General features: G+C 67.3%; 20 protein-coding genes. 15 read left to right on the top strand and 5 right to left on the bottom strand.

The genetic code is table 11. From position 1 onward, the window contains the following. Positions 1 to 13 precede the first annotated feature (13 nt). From thrS to XM1_RS05900, 3 genes are all read right to left on the bottom strand, one after another. Entirely contained in the window at positions 14 to 1,930 is a 1,917-nt protein-coding gene (gene thrS / locus XM1_RS05910; RefSeq protein ID WP_068431183.1) for a threonine--tRNA ligase, read from the bottom strand. Positions 1,931 to 1,994: 64 nt separating this feature from the next. Beyond that, on the bottom strand, positions 1,995 to 2,864 hold the full coding sequence (locus XM1_RS05905) for a glycosyltransferase family 9 protein (protein ID WP_156428849.1): 870 nt from the start codon (positions 2,862 to 2,864) through the stop codon (positions 1,995 to 1,997). 59 nt (positions 2,865 to 2,923) lie between these two features. Beyond that, on the bottom strand, positions 2,924 to 4,129 hold the full coding sequence (locus XM1_RS05900; RefSeq protein ID WP_068431176.1) for a glycosyltransferase family 4 protein: 1,206 nt from the start codon (positions 4,127 to 4,129) through the stop codon (positions 2,924 to 2,926). A 16-nt stretch (positions 4,130 to 4,145) separates the two neighbouring features. On the opposite strand from XM1_RS05900, the gene XM1_RS05895 reads away from it, so the two are divergent. Further along, positions 4,146 to 4,940 carry an alpha/beta hydrolase gene (locus tag XM1_RS05895; RefSeq protein WP_068431173.1) on the top strand — a complete coding sequence of 265 codons (795 nt, stop codon included), beginning with the start codon at positions 4,146 to 4,148 and terminating at the stop codon, positions 4,938 to 4,940. Positions 4,941 to 5,008: 68 nt separating this feature from the next. Continuing rightward, entirely contained in the window at positions 5,009 to 5,419 is a 411-nt protein-coding gene (locus tag XM1_RS05890; RefSeq protein WP_068431169.1) for a hypothetical protein, read from the top strand. Here XM1_RS05890 and XM1_RS05885 read toward each other — a convergent pair whose 3' ends face one another. Beyond that, positions 5,420 to 5,641 (bottom strand): hypothetical protein, encoded by a 222-nt coding sequence (locus XM1_RS05885; protein WP_172821890.1) that lies wholly within the window; start codon positions 5,639 to 5,641, stop codon positions 5,420 to 5,422. Between the two features lie 145 nt (positions 5,642 to 5,786). Between XM1_RS05885 and XM1_RS05880 the strand changes: the two genes are divergently transcribed. The 13 genes from XM1_RS05880 (at position 5,787) to XM1_RS05820 (ending at position 18,786) form a co-directional block, all read left to right on the top strand. Then, on the top strand, positions 5,787 to 7,469 hold the full coding sequence (locus XM1_RS05880; RefSeq protein WP_068431162.1) for a SpoIIE family protein phosphatase: 1,683 nt from the start codon (positions 5,787 to 5,789) through the stop codon (positions 7,467 to 7,469). Next, positions 7,466 to 7,795 carry an STAS domain-containing protein gene (locus XM1_RS05875; RefSeq protein ID WP_068431159.1) on the top strand — a complete coding sequence of 110 codons (330 nt, stop codon included), beginning with the start codon at positions 7,466 to 7,468 and terminating at the stop codon, positions 7,793 to 7,795. Before XM1_RS05880 ends, XM1_RS05875 begins: the two co-directional genes overlap by 4 nt. A gap of 4 nt (positions 7,796 to 7,799) precedes the next feature. Next, complete coding sequence (locus XM1_RS05870) at positions 7,800 to 8,615, top strand: ABC transporter permease (RefSeq protein ID WP_068431156.1); 816 nt, start codon at positions 7,800 to 7,802, stop codon at positions 8,613 to 8,615. Then, a complete protein-coding gene (locus XM1_RS05865; RefSeq protein WP_068431153.1) occupies positions 8,615 to 9,445 on the top strand; it encodes an ABC transporter ATP-binding protein in 831 nt (276 codons plus the stop codon). Before XM1_RS05870 ends, XM1_RS05865 begins: the two co-directional genes overlap by 1 nt. Then, the gene (locus XM1_RS05860; protein ID WP_068431149.1) at positions 9,442 to 10,404 is read left to right on the top strand and encodes an MlaD family protein; all 963 of its coding nucleotides are present in this window, start codon (positions 9,442 to 9,444) and stop codon (positions 10,402 to 10,404) included. Before XM1_RS05865 ends, XM1_RS05860 begins: the two co-directional genes overlap by 4 nt. A 5-nt stretch (positions 10,405 to 10,409) precedes the next feature. Further along, positions 10,410 to 11,009 carry an ABC-type transport auxiliary lipoprotein family protein gene (locus XM1_RS05855; RefSeq protein ID WP_068437554.1) on the top strand — a complete coding sequence of 200 codons (600 nt, stop codon included), beginning with the start codon at positions 10,410 to 10,412 and terminating at the stop codon, positions 11,007 to 11,009. Then, positions 11,006 to 12,322, top strand: a complete 1,317-nt coding sequence (locus tag XM1_RS05850) for a class I SAM-dependent RNA methyltransferase (protein WP_068431146.1) — start codon at positions 11,006 to 11,008, stop codon at positions 12,320 to 12,322. Before XM1_RS05855 ends, XM1_RS05850 begins: the two co-directional genes overlap by 4 nt. Positions 12,323 to 12,385: 63 nt before the next feature. Beyond that, on the top strand, positions 12,386 to 13,000 hold the full coding sequence (locus XM1_RS05845) for a histidine phosphotransferase family protein (protein ID WP_068431143.1): 615 nt from the start codon (positions 12,386 to 12,388) through the stop codon (positions 12,998 to 13,000). 170 nt (positions 13,001 to 13,170) lie between these two features. Further along, on the top strand, positions 13,171 to 15,843 hold the full coding sequence (locus XM1_RS05840; RefSeq protein WP_068431140.1) for a chemotaxis protein CheW: 2,673 nt from the start codon (positions 13,171 to 13,173) through the stop codon (positions 15,841 to 15,843). Continuing rightward, positions 15,840 to 16,325 carry a chemotaxis protein CheW gene (locus XM1_RS05835; RefSeq protein WP_011382772.1) on the top strand — a complete coding sequence of 162 codons (486 nt, stop codon included), beginning with the start codon at positions 15,840 to 15,842 and terminating at the stop codon, positions 16,323 to 16,325. The genes XM1_RS05840 and XM1_RS05835 overlap by 4 nt, the downstream gene beginning before the upstream one ends. A gap of 85 nt (positions 16,326 to 16,410) precedes the next feature. Beyond that, a complete protein-coding gene (locus XM1_RS05830) occupies positions 16,411 to 16,776 on the top strand; it encodes a PleD family two-component system response regulator (RefSeq protein ID WP_008619879.1) in 366 nt (121 codons plus the stop codon). 23 nt (positions 16,777 to 16,799) lie between these two features. Next, positions 16,800 to 17,945 carry a chemotaxis response regulator protein-glutamate methylesterase gene (locus XM1_RS05825; protein ID WP_068431137.1) on the top strand — a complete coding sequence of 382 codons (1,146 nt, stop codon included), beginning with the start codon at positions 16,800 to 16,802 and terminating at the stop codon, positions 17,943 to 17,945. A gap of 4 nt (positions 17,946 to 17,949) precedes the next feature. Further along, positions 17,950 to 18,786 carry a protein-glutamate O-methyltransferase CheR gene (locus XM1_RS05820; RefSeq protein ID WP_068431134.1) on the top strand — a complete coding sequence of 279 codons (837 nt, stop codon included), beginning with the start codon at positions 17,950 to 17,952 and terminating at the stop codon, positions 18,784 to 18,786. A 205-nt stretch (positions 18,787 to 18,991) separates the two neighbouring features. Here XM1_RS05820 and rpmB read toward each other — a convergent pair whose 3' ends face one another. Continuing rightward, on the bottom strand, positions 18,992 to 19,297 hold the full coding sequence (rpmB, locus tag XM1_RS05815) for a 50S ribosomal protein L28 (RefSeq protein WP_068431131.1): 306 nt from the start codon (positions 19,295 to 19,297) through the stop codon (positions 18,992 to 18,994). Between the last annotated feature and the right edge of the window lie 48 nt (positions 19,298 to 19,345).

The following is a 19,345-nucleotide window of genomic DNA, read 5'->3' as shown; positions in this document are numbered from 1 at the left end:
GGGGTTCGCCCCGTCACGCGGGCGGGGTCGCCTCTGCGCCGAGTGTAGCGATAGCCTGCTCCAGCGCAACAATTTCTTGGTTCTGGCTGCCCAGACGGCGGATCGCCACCTGGCGGCTTTCGGCCTCGCGCTTGCCGACCACCAGCATCACCGGCACCTTGGCCACCGAATGTTCGCGGACCTTGTAGTTGATCTTCTCGTTGCGCAAGTCCAACTCGACCCGAAGGCCGGCGGCCTTGAGACTAGCCTCGACCTCGCGGGCGAAATCGTCGGCTTCCGACACGATGGTGGCGACCACCACCTGGGTGGGAGCCAGCCACAGGGGGAAGCGCCCGGCGAAATTCTCGATCAGGATGCCGAGGAAGCGCTCGAACGAGCCCAGGATGGCCCGGTGCAGCATGACCGGGCGCTTCTTGGTGCCGTCCTCGGCCACGTAAGCCGCGTCCAGACGCTCGGGCAGCACGAAGTCCACCTGCAGCGTGCCGCACTGCCAGTCGCGGCCGATGGCGTCACGCAGCACGAATTCCAGCTTGGGGCCGTAGAAGGCACCCTCGCCGGGATTGAGCGTGGTCTCCAGGCCGGCGGCCTTGGAGGCCTCCAGCAGCGCACCCTCGGCCTTGTCCCAGGTCTCGTCCGAGCCGGCCCGCTTGGCCGGGCGGTCCGAGAACTTGACCCGCACGTCGGTGAAGCCGAAATCGGTGTAGACCTCCTTCAGCAGCTGGCAGAAGGCGATGGTCTCCGAGGTGATCTGGTCCTCGGTGCAGAAGATGTGGGCGTCGTCCTGGGTGAAGGCGCGCACCCGCATGATGCCGTGCAGCGCGCCCGACGGTTCATAGCGGTGGCACGAGCCGAACTCGGCCATGCGCAGCGGCAGGTCGCGGTAGCTCTTGATGCCCTGGCGGAAGATCTGCACGTGGCAGGGGCAGTTCATGGGCTTGACCGCCAGATGGCGCTCGTCCTGGGTCCGGATGGTAAACATGGACTCGGAGAACTTGTCGGCGTGGCCCGAGGCCTCCCACAGGGAGAAGTCCACCAGCTGCGGGGTCTTCACTTCCTCGTAGTTGTTGGCTTCCAGGCGGCGGCGCATATAGGCCTCGACGGCCCGGTAGAGCGTCCAGCCCTTCTTGTGCCAGAACACCGAACCGGCGGCCTCTTCCTGCTGGTGGAACAGCTCCATCTCGCGGCCCAGGCGGCGGTGGTCGCGCTTTTCCGCTTCCTCCAGCATGTGGAGATAGCCGTCCAGGTCCTTCTTGTCGAACCAGGCGGTGCCGTAGATGCGCTGCAGCATCTCGTTGCGGGAATCGCCGCGCCAATAGGCGCCGGCCAGCTTCATCAGCTTGAAGGCCTTGCCCAGCTTGGCGGTGCTGGGAAGATGCGGGCCGCGGCACAGATCGATGAAATTGCCCTGGCGGTAAAGGCCGATCTTCTGGTCGGCGGGGATCGAGGCGATGATCTCCGCCTTGTACTTCTCGCCGGCATCCTCGAAGAACTTCACCGCCGCGTCGCGGTCCCATTCCTCGCGGGTGATGGCCTCGTCGCGGTCGACGATCTCGGCCATGCGCTGCTCGATCTTGGCCAGATCGTCGGGGGTGAAGGGGGTGGGGCGGGCGAAGTCGTAGTAGAAGCCGTTCTCAATAGACGGGCCGATGGTGACCTGGGTCTCGGGATACAGCTCCTTCACCGCCTCGGCCATGACGTGGGCGGCGTCGTGGCGCAGCAGCTCCAGCGCGTCCTGGCCGCTTTTGGCGGTGATGATGGAGAGGTTCACGTCGCGATCGATCAGCGTGAGGAGATCCTTCATCTCGCCGTCGATAGTGATGGCCAGCGCCGCCTTGGCCAGACCGGGGCCGATATCCTTTGCCACGTCCAGACCCGTCACCGGGTGATCGAATTGGCGAACCTTGCCGTCGGGCAGGGTGATGGCGACCATGACACTCTCTTTCACGCGTGGGAACAAATCAGGGGGAGGGAGTCTAAGGAGAAACGCACCTAAGTCAAGGCGCGGGCAACATCCCATCCAGCGCCGCCTCCACCTCTGTTTCGCCCAGCTCGGCCAGCGACGGGCGGCGCAGCACGGTGACGTTGCCCCTGGGCGCGCACAGGCTGGGGTCGGACTCGTGGGAGAACAGCACCACCGAGGGACAGCCGCCGGCGGCGATCAGATGCATGGGGCCGGTGTCGTTGCCCAAGGCCGCCTCGGCGCGGCGCGCCAGGGCGATGATGTCGGGTAGTCCGGTGCGCCCGCCCAGGTCCACCGCCTGGGGACAGGCGGCGGTGATGACTTCGATCTCGGCCCGCTCCTTATTCGTGCCCAGCAGGACGGGCGTGAAGCCCCGTTCCACCAGCCAGCAGGCCGATCGGGCGAAACGCTCCACCGGCCAGCGCTTGGCGGGACGGTGGGGGGCGCCGCCCGGCACCAGCAGCACGAAGCGACCGGGGATGTCGAAGCGGCCCGGCACGGCCTCGGCCCAGGCGAGGTCGGGGGGCGGCACTTTATTGATGCCGGCCATGGCCAGTTGCTCGCGCTGGCGCTCGATGGTGTGCATGAAATCCCGCTGGGGGTTGGCATGGGGATGCGAGCAGCCCTTGGCGATGCCCGACCATTCCACCCCTTTGCCCAGCAAACGGAAATACCAGGACGAGCGGTCCGAGGTCTGCAGGTCGTAGACCCGCTCGAAATGCCCGCCGCGCAGGCGGCCGGCCAGGGCCAGCACCTTGTCGAGGCGCCACAGCGGCGGCTTGTCGTCCAGCCAGACCTCGTCGAACCACGGGCAGGCGCCGGCCAGCTCGGCAAAGGGTCTGGTGGTGAGCAGGGTGATGTGGGCGGACGGGTGATATGCCCGGATGGCGGCGAAGGGCCCCATGGCCTGGACGAAATCGCCGAGCGCGCCGAGTTTGATGACGAGAATTTTTGGCGAAGCGCTCACGATTCCCCGGAAGCGATCGGAACCGGGTCCATGCCCAGCACCTCGCGATAGACGTCGAGCGTGCTGGCGCACATGCTCTCCTTCGAGAACTTCGAGCGCACGAAATCCATGGCGTCCTTGGCCATCAGGTCGCGCTCCTCGGCCGACAGCGCCAGGAAGCGGTCGAGCGCCTGGGCCAAGGCAGCGGCGTCGCCCGGCGCGGTCAGCCAGCCGGTCCGGCCGGGCAGCACAGTCTCGTCGGTGGCGCCGTGGGCGGTGGCAATCACCGGACGGCCCATGGCCTGGCCCTCGACGGCGATGCGGCCGAAGGCTTCCGGGTCGGTGGAGGCCGACACCACCACGTCGGTCAGCATGTAGGCGGCGGGCATGTCGCTGCACTCGTCGGCCAGATGGACCACGTCGGTGAGGTCGCGGCGCTTGATCAGCTCCACCAGTTCCTCGCGGTAGCCGGTGCGGCCCTGGTCCGAGCCCACCAGCAGACAGCGCACGTCGTGGCGGCCCAAGAGGGCCAGGGCCTCGATCAGCACCGCCTGTCCCTTCCAGCGGGTCAGGCGGCCGGGCAGCATGATGACCTGATAGCCGTCGGGCAGGCGCCACTTCTGGGCCAGCTGGATGATGCGCTCGGGGCTGACGCGGGCGGGGTCGAAACGGGTCATGTCGATGCCGCGATGGACCACGCGGACCCGGTCCGCCTCCAGGCCGTAGATGCGGCGCGCATGCTCGGCGATGAAGTCCGAGATGGCGATCACCCGCTCGCCCCTGGTCATCACGGCGTTGTACTTCTGCTTCAACCCGAACCAGCCGAGATTGTAGGTGCCGTGGAAGGTGGTGACGTAATGGGCGCCGGTGGCCTGGGCGGCGATCCAGGCGCTCCAGGCCGGCGCGCGCGAGCGGGCGTGGACGATGTCCACCTGATGGGTGGCAATCAGATCGGCCAGCTTCAGCGCGTTGGAACGGATGGTCAGGGGATTCTTCGAGGCCAGCGGCAGGGTGATGTGAATCGCCCCGGCGCGGGTCAGCTCGCGCACCATGGGGCCGCCCTCGGAGGCGACGATGGCCGTCCACCCGGCTTCGGCCAGGGCCACGGCCATGTCCACGGTGCCGCGCTCCACCCCTCCGGTCACCAGGGCGGGCAGCACCTGCAACACGACCGGTTGACGAACGGCCGGGGATGGCGCTTCGATGGGGGCAACGTGATCCATGGGTTTTCCGAAAGCGATGACAGTGAACTCGAAAAACGGGCAAAACCCGGCGGGCGGCGGGATACTAACACGCCCCGACGGCGCGACAATCGCTTACCGCAGGCTGGAAGGCAAGACTCCCGGCGTGGTGTTCCTGCACGGCTACCATTCCGACATGGAAGGGACCAAGGCCCTGGCGCTGGAGGAGATGTGCCGCGGCCAAGGCCGCGCCTTCCTTCGCTTCGATTATTACGGCCATGGCAAATCCTCGGGCGACGTCCTCTTCGGCACCGTCGGGCGCTGGGCGGCCGACGCGGTGGCGGTGATCCGGGACCTGACCGAGGGGCCGCAGGTCCTGGTGGGCTCCAGCCTGGGCGGCTGGGTCTCCCTGCTCGCCGCGCTGGAGCTGCGCGACCGGGTGGCCGGAATCGTGGGCGTGGCCGCCGCCCCCGACTTCACCGAGGACCTGATGTGGCAGGACTTCACCTTCGAGCAGCGCCGCACCCTGATGGAAACCGGCGAGCTGGAACTGCCCAATTGCTACGAGCCGGACAATCCCTGGCGCGTCCACCGCTCGCTGATCGAGGACGGGCGCAATCACCTGCTGCTGCGCGACCTGATCCAGTTGCACTGCCCGGTCCGGCTGATTCAGGGGCAGAAGGACGCCGACGTGCCCTGGCAGACCGCCCTGCGCCTCGCCGACTGCCTGGCCTCGGAACAGGTGGAGGTCATCCTGGTCAAGGACGGCGACCACCGGCTGTCGCGCGATGGCGATCTGATCCGCCTGACCAGCGTCGTGGCGGCCATGCTGGGCGCCACCCAAGAGTCCTAGGGTGAAAACCCTAGTTCCGTTCCAATGCAATCCCGGCTAGGATTCGGTCAGGCTGTATCGGAATTTCCATGAGATTGCCTGTCATCCTTGCCGCGGCGCTGGCCCTGGGGGGCTGCTCCCTGGTCACACCGGACCGCACCCCCGAGGAAGCGCGCGCCAACGCCGACCGCAAGGTCAGCCTGCGCACCAGCGTGAGCCCCTCCAACGCCTGCCCCAAGGTGGCGCGCATGCTGTCGTGGTGCGCGCGCGGCCCCAACTATCATTACCGCTGCAACATCACCGCCAATGGCAGCCGCGCCGAGCTGGTGGGCGAGCTGGAGGCGGTGTTCCGCACCGAGACCTTCCTGGTGGTGGACTTCACGCGCAAGGGCAACGACACCGAGGTCGCCATCTCTCAGCGCGACAGCGTGCTGGTCTACGACTACCCGCCGCTGATCGAAAAGCACCTGGCCGGCAGCCTGGATTGCCGGCCGCCGTGATCAGGCCTTGCGCCTGACGAAATTGTCGGGATCGAGCAGCATGTCGGCGGCCACCGTCATGGTGCGGCCGCTGCCCCGGTCGATCAGGCGGACATGGCGGGGAATGTCGGGGTAGTCGAAGACCCGCTCCACCGTCCAATCGCTGCCATACGTACCAAGCTTGTGAAAAACGTCGCCGGGCTCGATCGTCGGACCGCCCTTGCCTCGCGAAAACAACATCATCAGCCCCAACTCGGCCTTCCCGTCCCGCCCTCCCTTTACACGGGCAGAACGGGGAAAGTCGAGCCCCGCGTGCATATTTTTTTGAATAGGCGGCGGCTTCATCTATCCGTTTGGCCGTTTCCCGAGTCCTTGGCATGATAGGGCCATGCCGAGCCCGCTTCCCGAGACCGAATCCGCCAGCCATCTCGACCTGATCGTCGAGATGACCGGTGATTTCGTCCAGTCCCACGACGTCGAGGCCACGCTGCACCTGGGCCTGGAGCGCATCGCCAAGCGGCTGGGCGCCGAGGCCGCCTCGCTGTTCCTGGTCGACGAGGACACGGGCGAGTTGGTGTGCCGCGCCAATATCGGACCGGTGGACGTCAGGGGCCTCAGGCTGTCGCCGGGAACCGGCATCGTCGGGCGCACCATCGACCTCGGCGTGCCGCAACTGGTGAAGGACACCAGGCGCGACCCCGACTTCGCACGGTCCATCGACGCCGCCACCGGCTTCGAGACCCGCTCCATCCTGTGCGCCCCCATGTCGGCGCGGGGCCAGCGGCTCGGCGCCATCGAGCTGTTCAACAAGGTCAGCGGCGATGCCTTCACCCAGACGGATTCGCGGCTGCTGCAGGCGCTGGCCGCCAGTTCGGCCCTGGCCCTGATCAACGCCCGGCTGGTGGCCGACATGGCCGAGCAGCAGAGCCTGAAGCGCGAGCTGGAACTGGCCGCCGAGATCCAGCGGGCCATGCTGCCCGGCGAATTGCCCGGCGATTCCCCCATCCACGGCATCAATCTGGCCGCCAGCGGCGTGTCGGGCGATTTCTACGAGATCATGCCGCTGGCCGACGGGCGCATCGCGTTTGCCATCGGCGACGTGGCGGGCAAGGGCATGAAGGCCTCGCTGCTGATGGCCAAGACCGCCAGCCTGTTCCGCTGCCTCGTCAAGCGCGAGGCGGGCCCAGGCGCCGTGCTGGCCGCCATCAATTCCGAGATGCTGGAAACCCGCATGCCCGGCATGTTCGTCACCATGGCCGCCGGCGTGTTCGATCCGGCCATGGGCCGGGTGACCCTGGCCATCGCCGGGCACGAGCCGCCGCTGCTGCTGAAGGACGGCATCTTCACCCCCATCGAGGGCGACATGCCGCCGCTGGGCATCGCCGTCGAGCTGTTCGCCGACGGCTGCCCGGAAAGCGTGGTCGATCTGGACGGCGGCTGCCTCTACCTCTTCACCGACGGGCTGACCGAGGCCCGCTCGCGCCATGACGGCATGCTGGAGAACGAGGGCGCCCGCGCGCTGCTCCAGAGTTTTGCCGACCTGCCGGCCGGTCTGCGCCTGGACTCGGTGGTGCGCTCGCTCGACGACAGCGGCTCGCTCAGGGACGACATCACCCTGGTGGTGATCGAGGACCGCCGCGAGCGTCCGCCCATATCCGAAACCGCCGAATTCGAACGCCGCTACCCCGCCCGTCCCGACGAGCTGTCCTCCATCCGCGCCGCGGTGGGCGGCGCGGCCCGCGCCATGGGCTGCGGCGAATCCATGGTGGGCGACGTGGTCCTGGCGGTGGACGAAGCCTGCCAGAACATCATCCGCCACGCCTATCGCGGTACGGATGGCGACATCGTGGTTCACCTGAATCGCGACAATGATCGACTGGTCATACGACTTATGGATTTCGCTCCGGCCGTGGATGTGGCTAAAATCCAACCCAGGCCGCTGGACGAGGTGCGGCCGGGGGGATTGGGCACCCACCTGATGCGCTCGATCATGGATCACGTCGATTTCCTGGCCCCGCCGCCCGGAATCGGCAACCTGTTGCAAATGGTCAAACGGATCGACCCGACATGAAGCTGGAACATCGTGCCATCGGAACCGCCGCCATCGTGGCCCTGTCGGGCGAGGTGGACCTGCGCCACTCGCCCGCGCTGCGCAAGGCGCTGATGGAACTGATGCTGGACAAGCGCCCGCTGGTGGTGGCCGATCTTTCGGCGGTGGAATATATCGACAGCTCCGGCATCGCCGGGCTGGTCGAGGCCTACCAGATGGCGCGTAAGAACGGCACGCGCTTCGTGCTGGCCGCCATCAGCGACCCGGTCCGCCGGGTGCTGCAGCTGGCCCGCCTGGACCGCGTCTTCGCCATCGCCGACACGCTTGAGGGGGCCTTGGAGGGATGACCCGGTGAGCACGGACGCCGAACCCAGGGGATTCATCGGTTTTCTCGACCGGCTGGGACGCCGGACGATGGACGGAATCGCCGAATTCGGCTTCGGCGCCTCGCTGGTGGGCGAATGCCTTTACTGGCTGGGCATGGGGGGAAAGCGCCGCCAGCCCGTCCGCCTCACCCCCATCGTGGCCCAGGCCATGGAGATCGGCATCGGGGCGCTGCCCATCGTCACCGTGCTGTCGGCCACCATCGGCATCATGCTGGCCATCCAGGGCATCTACACGCTGCGACTGTTCGGAGCCGAATCCCGGGTGTCCATCGGCGTCGCCATGAGTGTGGTGCGCGAGTTCGGCCCGCTGATCACCGGCATCTTGGTGGCGGGGCGTTCCGGCTCGGCGCTGGCGGCAAGGCTGGGCACCATGCGCATCAACCAGGAGATCGACGCGCTCACCGTCATGGGCATCTCGCCGGTGCGCTTCCTGGTGGTGCCGCCGCTGCTGGCCATGCTGGTGATGCTGCCGGCGCTCACCCTGTGGTCCGATCTGGTCGGGCTGTTCGCTGCTGGCCTCTACATCGCGCCGCAGCTGGGCAGCTCTATCGGCGCCTATGTGGACGAGATGACCGATCTGGTGCGGCTCAACGACGTCTGGCACGGCTTAGGCAAAAGCGCCATCTTCGCCGTGCTGATCACCGTGGTCGGCGTGGTCAACGGCGCCTCGGTCACCGGCGGCGCCGAAGGAGTGGGACGCATGACCACCCGCTCGGTGGTCCACGCCATCTCGGCCATCGTCATCACCGACATGATCTTCGTCTTCATGGTGACACGCTGATGGGCAGTCCCACCCCCCACAGCATCGAGGTCTCCAACCTCGCCACCCATTACGGCAACCGCCAGATCCTGCACGACGTGTCGCTTTCCGTGGCCAAGGGCGAGATCATGGTGATCATGGGCGGCTCGGGCTCGGGCAAGACCACGCTGCTCAACCACCTGCTGGGGCTGAAGAAGCCCAGCTCCGGCACGGTGCGCATCCTGGGCCACGACATCGCCAAGCTGTCGCCAGTGGCGCTGCAGCGGCTGCGCACCCGCACCGGGGTGGCGTTTCAGTCGGGCGCGCTGTTCAGCTCCATGAGCGTCGGCGACAACATCGCGCTGCCCTTGCGCGAGCACACCCAGCTGGACGAGACCACCATCGGCATCATGACCCGGCTCAAGCTCGAGGTGGTCAGCCTGGCCGGGTTCGAGCACCTGAAGCCCGCCGAGCTGTCGGGCGGCATGATCAAGCGCGCCGCCCTGGCACGCGCCATCGTCATGGACCCCGAACTGCTGTTCTGCGACGAGCCCTCGGCCGGGCTGGACCCGGTGGTGGCGTCGTCCATCGACGACCTGATCCTGCGCCTGCGCGACGCCATGGGCATGAGCATCGTGGTGGTGACCCACGATCTCGATTCCACCTTCAAGATCGCCGACCGCATCTGCGTGCTGGACAAGGGCCATGTGCTGGCGCTCGACACCGTCGACGCCATCCGCGCCAGTTCCGACCCGCGCATCCAGAACCTGCTGAACCGCCGCACCGAGGAAGCCGAGCCCGATGCGGATTCCTATCTGCGCCGCCTGATCGGCGGCCCCGCCCACCCAACCGACCGGACCCTGCGCCCATGAAGGATTCCCGTATCAACTACGTGATGGTGGGCGGCTTCGTGCTGGCCATGCTGGTGTCGCTTGTGGTGGTCGTAGTCGTGCTCACGGGCCGGACCGGATCAACCCAGTCGTACTACACCCGGCTCGCCAACGTGGCCGGCATCAAGTACGGCACCAAGGTCACCTACGAAGGCTTCCCGGTGGGGCAGGTGGAGAAGATCTCCCCCCTGGTCGAGGGCAACACCACCGCCTTCCGCCTGGAGGTCTCGGTGGCCAACGACTGGCGCATCCCCAAGGATTCCCAGGCCCGCGTCGCCGCGTCGGGCCTGCTGGCGGCGGCGACGCTGGACATCAAGGGCGGCGTCTCGCCCGAGATGCTGCCCCCCGGCTCGGATATCCCGTCGGGCCCCGCCGCCAACATCTTCGCCGCCATGAACGACATGGCCGGCCAGATCACCGACCTCAACCAGACCGCCCTGAAGCCGCTGCTGTTCAGCCTGAACCAGCAGGTGGGATCGCTGGGCACCATCCTCGAGCGCCACGCCCCCGAACTGATGGCCAACCTGCTGGCGGTGGCCCAGGACCTGGCCGCCAAGACGCCCAGGATCACCGCCGACGTGGAGAAGATGACCGGCACCCTGTCGGGCAAGGTGATCACCGACGCCAACGCCGATCGCATCAGGGAGACTCTGGACAACGCCGCCAAGCTGTCGGCCGGGCTGCAGGACAGCCGCAAGAAGGTGGACGCCATGCTGACCAGCCTGGACAAGTCGGTCACCGGCAACCAGGACAACATCGACCAGAGCCTGAAGGACCTGCGCCATACCCTGCAGGCGGTGTCGCGCTCCATCGATTCGGTCACCTACAACCTGGACAGCACCACCCGGAACCTGAACGAGTTCTCGCGCCAGATCAGGGACAATCCCGGCGTGCTGATCGGCGGCAACAAACGGGGCGAGGACGGCCCGGGACGGAAATGAAGACCATGCGCATAATCATCTCCGCCGCCTTCGCGGCCCTCTTCCTCGCCGCCTGCGCCGGCCCCGCCGCGCCGCCGGATTCTTTCTACCGCATCGAGCCCGGCGCGCCCGCCCAGCGCTTCGCCAAACCCGCCCTGCCCGGCGTGCTGGAGGTCAACCGGCTGGCCGCCGACGGCGTGGTGGCCGAACGCGCCCTGGCCTTCGCCCGCGACGGCGCGCTGGCCCATTACAAATACGACTTCTGGAGCGAGCCGCCGGGCATGCTGCTGCAGGACCGCCTAGCCCACTATCTGGCCGAGTCCGGGCTGGCCGACCGGGTGGTGACGCCGGAATTGCGGGTTCTGTCCGATTGGGTGCTGCGCGGCAAGGTGCGTCGCTTCGAGCAGGTCGCCGGCGCCTCCCAGGTCGCCGTCGAGCTGGAACTGGCGGTGGTCAGCGCCCGCGACGGGCGCCTCGTGCTGCTTCAGACCTACGAGACCCGCGTAGCGACGCCCACCGAGCGGGTCGAGGACGCCGCCCGCGCCATGGAAAAGGGAGTGGCCGAGATCTTCGCCCGCTTCCTGGCCGATCTGGGCCGGGCCGATCTGGGCCGCGCTCCCAAATGAGAAAGCCCCGCCGCGCCCCGCCGCGTTCCGGCCGGACGTCCCCCGCCCCGCGCACCGTCGAACTGAGCATCGAACAGGTGGGAGCGCGCGGCGACGGCATCGCCCGCCTGGACGCGGAGACGGTGTTCGTTCCCTTCACGGTGGCCGGCGACAAGGTGCTGGCCCGGGTCGAGGGCAAGCGGGGCGACGGCCTGACCGCCGCCCTGATCGAGGTCACCGAGCCCGGCCCCGGCCGCGTCGCCCCACCCTGCGCCCATTACGGCCGCTGCGGCGGCTGCTCGCTCCAGCATCTGGACGACGCCCTTTACGCCGAGTGGAAGCGCGAGTTGCTGATCACCCAACTGGCCCGCCAGGGTCTTGCCGATGCCCCGGTGCAGCCGCTGATGCGCATTCCGCCCGCCTCGCGGCGGCGCGCCGACTTCACCTTCACCCGCGCCAAGGGCGGCATCCTGCTGGGCTTCAACGGCAGGGCCAGCCATACCGTCATCGACATCGAGCGCTGCCCGCTGCTCGACCCCGCCTTAGGGGACGCCCTGCCCGGCCTGCGCCGCATGCTGGCCGGCATCGCCGTGGAGGGCGGCGGCGAGATGATCGTCACCCTGACCGAAGGCGGCCTGGACGTGCTGGTGGAAGCGCCCGCCCGCCTCGACCTGTTCGAGCGCGAGGCCCTGGCGGCGGCGGCGGAATCCCTGGACCTCGCCCGCCTGCACTGGCGCAGGCCGGGCAGCGGCTTCGTCGAGCCCATCGCCCGGCGTCGCCCGGCCCTGGTGCGGTTCGGCGGCATCGCGGTCGAACCCGCCCCCGGCGCCTTCCTGCAGCCGACCCGCGGCGGCGAGCTGGCCATCGCCGAAGCCATCCTGGCCGCCATCCCGGGGGGCGTGCCGGTGGCCGACCTTTATGCCGGCTGCGGCAGCTTCAGCCTGCCGCTGGCCCAGCGCGGACCGGTTCGCGCCGTGGAAGGCGAGCAGGGGCCGGTGGCGGCGCTGGACGCCGCCGCCCGGGCCGCGAAACTGCCGCTCACCACCGAGGTGCGCGACCTGGCGCGCCGCCCCCTGGCGGCCCATGAGCTGAAAGCCTTCCGCGCCGTGGTGCTGGACCCGCCGCGGGCCGGCGCAGCCGCCCAGGCCGCCGAGTTGGCCCGCCCCTCGGCCGGAGGACCTTCGACCATCGCCATGGTGTCCTGCAATCCCGCCACCCTGGCCCGCGATCTGCGCACCCTTTGCGATGGCGGCTGGCGCATCGAAGGAATCTCTCCCATCGACCAGTTCCCCTGGTCCGCTCATCTGGAAGCGGTGGCGACCCTTCGGTTATGACGTATTGACTGTGCCTATAGTATGACTATGTACTGTAGGTGAAATCCCGGATGCTGCCTTCCCATGAATGACTTTCCCGATACCAAGCTGTCAGAACTGCTCTGCGCCCGCCTGTGCCACGATCTGGCCAGCCCGCTGGGCGCGGCGGCGGCCGGCCTGGAATTGCTCGAGGATGGCAGCGACCCGGAAACCCTGGGTCTGGTTTCGGCCAGCATGGGGGCGGCCACCGCCCGACTGAAATTCCTGCGCGCCACCTTGGGGCCGGCCAACGACCTGCCCCATGCCCCCAAGGCGCTGGGCGACCTGGTCCGCGCCTACTTAAGCGGCGCGGTGGCCGGCGGCATCGCGCTGGACTGGGCCAGCGAACGCCCCGAGATCGACGGCGAAACCGCCCGGCTGCTGCTTAATCTGGTGCTGATCGCCCGCGACGCCCTGCCGCGCGGCGGGCGGATCAATGCCCGGTGCGGGCAGAGCGGCGACGGCTCGGCCGGATTGCGGATCGACGCCGTGGGCGAAGGCCTCGGCCTGTCGGCCGAAGCCCGGCTGGTGCTGGTCGACGGCGCGCCGCCCTCGGGCCCCCGCGGAGCACAGGCGTGGTTCGCGCTTCACCTCGCCAGGGCCAAGGGCCTGAAAATCCGTTTGGATCCAAGGCCTGGGGAGATTTCCATCATGGCCTGACAGGGATCGTGGAAAAAATCGTTTCGCAAGCGGATTTACCCTGGTCTGGGTTCTTCTAAAGACCTCCTCGCCGTGCTATTAGTCGGCATGGCCTGTCCAGTTCGGATAGGGGGAGAGGTGGTTTTGGTGCCGCGCGCGAGTGCTGAAACAGGACCGTACTGGAGTCGATCATGGATGATCTCCTCAGTGAATTTCTGACTGAGACATCGGAAAGTCTTTCCGTTCTCGACGTTGCCCTGGTGAATCTGGAGCAGAATCCCAACGACCCTCAGATTCTGGGCAACATCTTCCGTCTGGTCCACACCATCAAGGGCACCTGCGGCTTCCTGGGACTGCCGCGCCTTGAGCATGTGGCCCACGCCGGCGAGAACGTGCTGGGCAAGTTCCGTGACGGCGAGCTGGAGGTCACCCCCGACGCCGTGACCCTGATCCTGCAGTCCATCGACCGCATCAAGCTGATCCTGGGCCATCTTGAACAGAACGAGTGCGAGCCCGAGGGCAGCGACGCCGACCTGATCGAGCGTCTCAACGCCATGGCCGAGGGCCGGTCCGTCGGCGCGCCGTCCGCGCCGCCGCCGCCGTCGCCGCCCATGCCCACCTTCGAGCCGGTGGCCGCCGCGCCCGAGCCCGCCGCCGCCGCGCCGGCCCCCGAGCCGGAGCCCGAGCCCGAGCCGGAACCCGAGCCCGAGCCGGTCAAGGCCAGCGTCCCCGCGACCGCCGCCCAGCCGCCGGCCGTGGCCGCCGCCGCCGCGCCGCCGGTCCCGGCGGGCGAGGCCAAGGAATCCGCCGTCGCCGCCCAGACCATCCGCGTCAACGTGGAACTGCTGGAAAACCTGATGACCCTGGTGTCCGAGTTGGTGCTGACCCGCAACCAGCTGCTCCAGATGGTCCGCGGCAAGGACGACAGCGAGTTCGCCACCCCGTTGCAGCGCTTGAGCCACATCACCACCGACCTCCAGGAAGGTGTGATGAAGACCCGCATGCAGCCCATCGGCAACGCCTGGGCCAAGCTGCCGCGCATCGTCCGCGACCTCGCGGTCGAAATGAACAAGAAGATCGACCTCCAGATGCTCGGCGCCGAGACCGAGCTGGACCGTCAGGTCCTCGAGCTGATCAAAGACCCGCTGACCCACATGGTGCGCAACTCGGCCGACCACGGCCTGGAGGGCACCGAGGAGCGCAAGAAGGTCGGCAAGCCGGAAATCGGCAAGATCGTCCTGAACGCCTTCCACGAGGGCGGCCACATCATCATCGAGATCTCCGACGACGGACGCGGCCTCAACCTGGACCGCATCAAGCAGAAGGCCATCCAGAACGGCCTGGCGTCGGAATCCGAGCTGGAGGCGCTGACGCCCCAGCAGATCTACCAGTTCATCTTCAAGGCCGGCTTCTCCACCGCCGAGAAGGTCACCAGCGTGTCGGGCCGCGGCGTCGGCATGGACGTGGTGCGCACCAACATCGAGAAGATCGGCGGCACCGTCGAGTTGAAGAGCCAGCCCGGCAAGGGATCAAGCTTCGTCATCAAGATCCCGCTGACCCTGGCCATCGTCTCGGCCCTGATCGTCGAATGCGCCGTCGAGCGCTTCGCCATCCCGCAGATCAGCGTGCTGGAACTGGTGCGCGTGACGGCCAATTCCGAGCACGGCATCGAGATGATCAACAACGCGCCGGTTCTGCGCCTGCGTGATCGCCTGCTGCCCCTGGTCTCGCTCAAGCGCCTGCTCAAGCTGGCCGAGAACGAGGAAGAGCAGCAGGAAACCTTCATCGTCGTCACCCAGGTGGGCACCTACACCTTCGGCATCATCGTCGACCGGGTGTTCGACACCGAGGAAATCGTGGTCAAGCCGGTGGCTCCCATCCTGCGCCACATCTCCATGTTCTCGGGCAACACCATCCTGGGCGACGGTTCGGTGATCATGATCCTCGACCCCAACGGCATCGCCGGCGCCACCGGCGAATCCGGCATGATGGGCGCCGGCACCCGCGACGCCGAGGCCCAGACCATCCGCGAGAGCCACGCCGACCGCAAGACCTCGCTGCTGGTGTTCCGCGCCGGCGGCGACGACCTCAAGGCGGTGCCGCTGGCCCTGGTGGCGCGCCTCGAGGAGATCGAGGTGGGCGACATCGAGCACAGCCACGGCAAGCCCATGGTCCAGTACCGTGGCCACCTGATGCCGCTGATCGCCATCGACGGCATCATGAATTTCCGCGACGAGGGTCGCCAGCCGGTGCTGGTGTTCTCGGACAAGGACCACACCATGGGCCTGGTGGTCGACGAGATCGTCGACATCGTCGAGGACACCCTGAAGGTGGAACTGTCCGCCGACAATCCCGGCGTCATCGGCACCGCCGTCATCGCCGGCAAGGCCACCACCATCATCGACGCCGGCTACTACCTGCCGCAGGCGTTCGGCGACTGGTTCGGCCGCAACGACAAGGAATTCGGCAGCAACGAATACCATCAGCCGCGCGTGCTGCTGGTGGACGACTCGCCGTTCTTCCGCAACCTGCTGACGCCTCTGCTGTCGGTCGCCGGCTACGAGGTGATCTCGGTGGACGGCGCCGACAAGGCCCTGGCGCTCCGCGAGCGCGGCGACGAGTTCGACGCCATCATCAGCGACATCGAAATGCCCGGCATGAGCGGCTTCGAATTCGCCCAGGCGGTGCGCGCCGACGGTCGCTGGGGCACCATCCCCATGGTCGCCCTGTCGTCGCACGCCACCGAAAAGGACTTCGAACGCGGCCGTCAGGTGGGCTTCAACGACTACATCGCCAAGTTCGACCGCGATGCCCTGTTGCAGACCCTGGCCACGACCATCGCAGCCTCTAAAGGTGCCGCATGAATCAGTTAGTCCCCGCTGGTAAGCGCCCTGGAACGGAGCTGGCCGCTCCCGAGACCCAGGACTTCGTGACCATGTTCATCGAGGGTCAGCTGTTCGGCATTCCCGTGCTGACCGTCCAGGACGTGCTGGGCCCGCAGAAGATCACCCGCATTCCCCTGGCGCCCCGCGAGGTTGCGGGCAGCCTCAACCTGCGCGGCCGCATCGTCACCGCCATCGACGTCCGGCTCCGCCTCGGCCTGAAGAAGCGGGCCGAGGACAAGAAGGGCATGAGCGTGGTCGTCGACATGGGCGGCGAGCTCTACTCCCTGATGGTCGACCAGGTGGGCGAGGTTCTGTCGCTGCCGGCGGCCAAGTTCGAACGCAATCCGCCGACGCTGGATCCCCATTGGCGGGATTTCTCCATCGGCATCTACCGCCTGGACGATAAGCTGCTCGTGGTGCTCGACGTCGGCAAGCTGCTGGATTTCACGCGGAACGAATAGTATAGGCATGGGGTAAGGGACCACGAAGGGGTGGCACTCCCGCTCAGGGAACAAGACCGCCCCTCCATCGGAGGCAAGCTTGGGAATGAAGTCCTGTCTGATCGTTGACGATTCCAAGGTCATCCGCATGGTGGCCAAGAAAATCCTGCACGAGCTGAGTTTCAAGACCGAGGAGGCCGAGGACGGCTCCGCGGCGCTGGAAGCCTGCAAGCGCTCCATGCCGGACGCGGTGCTGCTCGACTGGAACATGCCGGTGATGAACGGCATCGACTTCCTGCGGGCGTTGCGCCAGCTTCCCGGCGGCGATCATCCGGTCGTGGTGTTCTGCACCACCGAGAACGACATCGAGCATATTCAGGAAGCCATCACGGCCGGCGCCAACGAATACATCATGAAGCCCTTTGACAGCGAAATCCTTCAGGCGAAGTTCTCGCAGGTCGGATTGCTGTAGCCCCCGGTTCGGTGATTTCACCCATGGCCATCGATTCCCCTTCTTCGGCAGCCGAGCCCATCCGGGTCATGCTGGTCGATGATTCCGCAGTGGTCCGCGGTCTCGTCACCCGTATCCTGGAAGGCGAAGCCGGCATTCAGGTGGTCGCCTCGGTCGGCAACGGCCAGATGGCGCTCGCCTCGCTGGAGCGCAACGAGATCGACGTGGTCATCCTCGATATCGAGATGCCGGTCATGGACGGTCTGACAGCCCTTCCCAAGCTGCTGCAGATCGACCCCGGCCTCAAGGTGATCATGCAGTCGACCCTGACGCTGAAGGGAGCCGACGTCAGCTTGCGCGCCATGCAGATGGGCGCCGCCGACTACATCCCCAAGCCCACCTCCACCCGCGACCTGGCGGGCGGCGCCGACTTCAAGAGCGAGCTGGTGGGCAAGATCCGGGCCCTGGGCCAGGCGCGCCGCGCCGGCGCGCGGCCCGCGCGACCCGGCGGCCCGCCGGCCACCCGGCCGACCATCTCTCCGTCCACGCCCCGCACCCCGGTTCCCATCCATCCGCCGGGGCCGCTGCAGCTGCGCAGCAACACGCCCGAGCCGCCGGACGTCATCGCCATCGGTTCCAGCACCGGCGGCCCCCAGGCGCTGTTCACCGTGCTGGGCACCATGAAGGCCGGCACCGTCCGCCAGCCCATCCTGATCACCCAGCACATGCCCGCCACCTTCACCACCATCCTGGCCGAGCACATCAGCCGCGTCTCGGGCTGGAACGCCCACGAGGCCGTCGATGGCGAGGTGATCACCAGCGGACGCGTCTATATCGCGCCGGGTGACTTCCACATGGTGGTCGAAACCAAGGGTACGGACAAAGTACTGCGATTGAACAAGAACCCTCCTGAGAACTTCTGCCGCCCGGCCGTCGATCCCATGTTGCGGTCCATCGCCGCCGCCTATGGCAAGCGCGTGCTGACCTGCATCCTGACGGGAATGGGCGCCGACGGCATGAAGGGCGGTCAGGCGGTGGTTGCCTCGGGCGGCACCGTGATCGCCCAGGACGAGGCTAGCTCGGTTGTGTGGGGCATGCCGGGGGCAGCGGCGACGGCGGGCATTTGCTCGGCCGTCCTGCCTCTGCCGGAAATTGCCCCTTGGATCATGAAACTGGCGGCGAGGCGCTAAACCCATGCGGCCCGAAGATTTTGATTTCGTCGCCAAGTTGCTGAAGGACCGTTCCGGTCTGGTCATCACCCGCGACAAGGCCTACCTCCTGGAAAGCCGTCTCACCCCGGTGGCCCGCAAGCGCGGCCTCAAGGGCCTGGAAGACCTCGTCTCCGGCCTGCGCACCGCCGGCGAGGACCTGCTGCGCGAGGTCACGGAGGCGATGACGACCAACGAGTCGTTCTTCTTCCGCGACATCAAGCCGTTCGACCAGTTCAAGAGCGTCGTCCTGCCCCATCTGCTGGCCACCCGCGCCGCCAAGAAGTCGTTCCGCATCTGGTCGGCGGCGTCCAGCTCGGGCCAGGAAGCCTATACGCTCGCCATGGTGCTGAAGGAAGAAGGCGCCAAGCTGGCAGGCTGGAAGATCGAGATCGTCGGCACCGACATCTCCACCGAGATGCTGGAGAAGGCCAAGGCCGGCCTTTACTCCCAGTTCGAGGTGCAACGCGGCCTGCCCATCCAGCTGCTGGTCAAGTACTTCAAGAAGACCGCCGAGATGTGGCAGATCGACCCCGCCATCCGCGGCATGGTCCAGTACCGCGAGTACAACCTGCTGCACGACCTGAAGCCCTTGGGCCAGTTCGACGTGGTGTTCTGCCGCAACGTGCTGATCTATTTCGACCAGCCCACCAAGACCCGGGTGCTGGACAATATCAGCCGGGTGGTGCCCGACGACGGCTTCCTCTATCTGGGCGGCGCCGAAACGGTGCTGGGAATCTCGGACAAGTTCAAGCCCATCCCCGACCAGCGCGGCGTCTACTCCACCACCCGCGCTCCGGCCGGCATCGGCACCACCAAGTAGCTTTCCGTCTGCTCCAGACGGCACAAAGCCCCTTCTGGGACACCGGGAGGGGCTTTTTTGCTCTAAGCCCCCTCCCCCGGCTTTGCTGGGGGAGGGTTGGGCTGGGGGGAAATGTCGGCGGGTACAGCCCCCATACCGGCAGCAGGAAACACCAAAAGGGCCCGTGGTTGCCCACGGACCCTTTGGGAAATCTGCGGCACGCGGTTTAGGCCGCGGCGGCGTCCTGCTTGCTGGCCAGGGCGCGCTCGATGCGCTTCTTCAGGCGGCGAGCCTCGGCGCTGAGCTTGGTGGTGGCGATGGACAGCAGGTAGGAGTCGATGCCGCCGTTGTGCTCGATGGTCTTGAGGCCGTTGGTCGAGATGCGCAGGCGCACGGCATGACCCAGGGCGTCAGACAGCAGCGAGGCCTCCTGCAGGTTGGGCAGGAACCGACGACGGGTCTTGTTGTTGGCGTGGCTGACGTTGTTTCCGGTCAGAACGCCCTTGCCGGTGATGGCGCAGCGACGAGCCATAGCGAAATCCTCATATCCAAAAATTCGGTCCCGGAAGAGCGCCCGTTG

The sequence above is a fragment of the Magnetospirillum sp. XM-1 genome, assembly GCF_001511835.1.
Taxonomy (GTDB): domain Bacteria; phylum Pseudomonadota; class Alphaproteobacteria; order Rhodospirillales; family Magnetospirillaceae; genus Phaeospirillum.
This window is presented reverse-complemented; position numbering and strand designations above follow the sequence as displayed.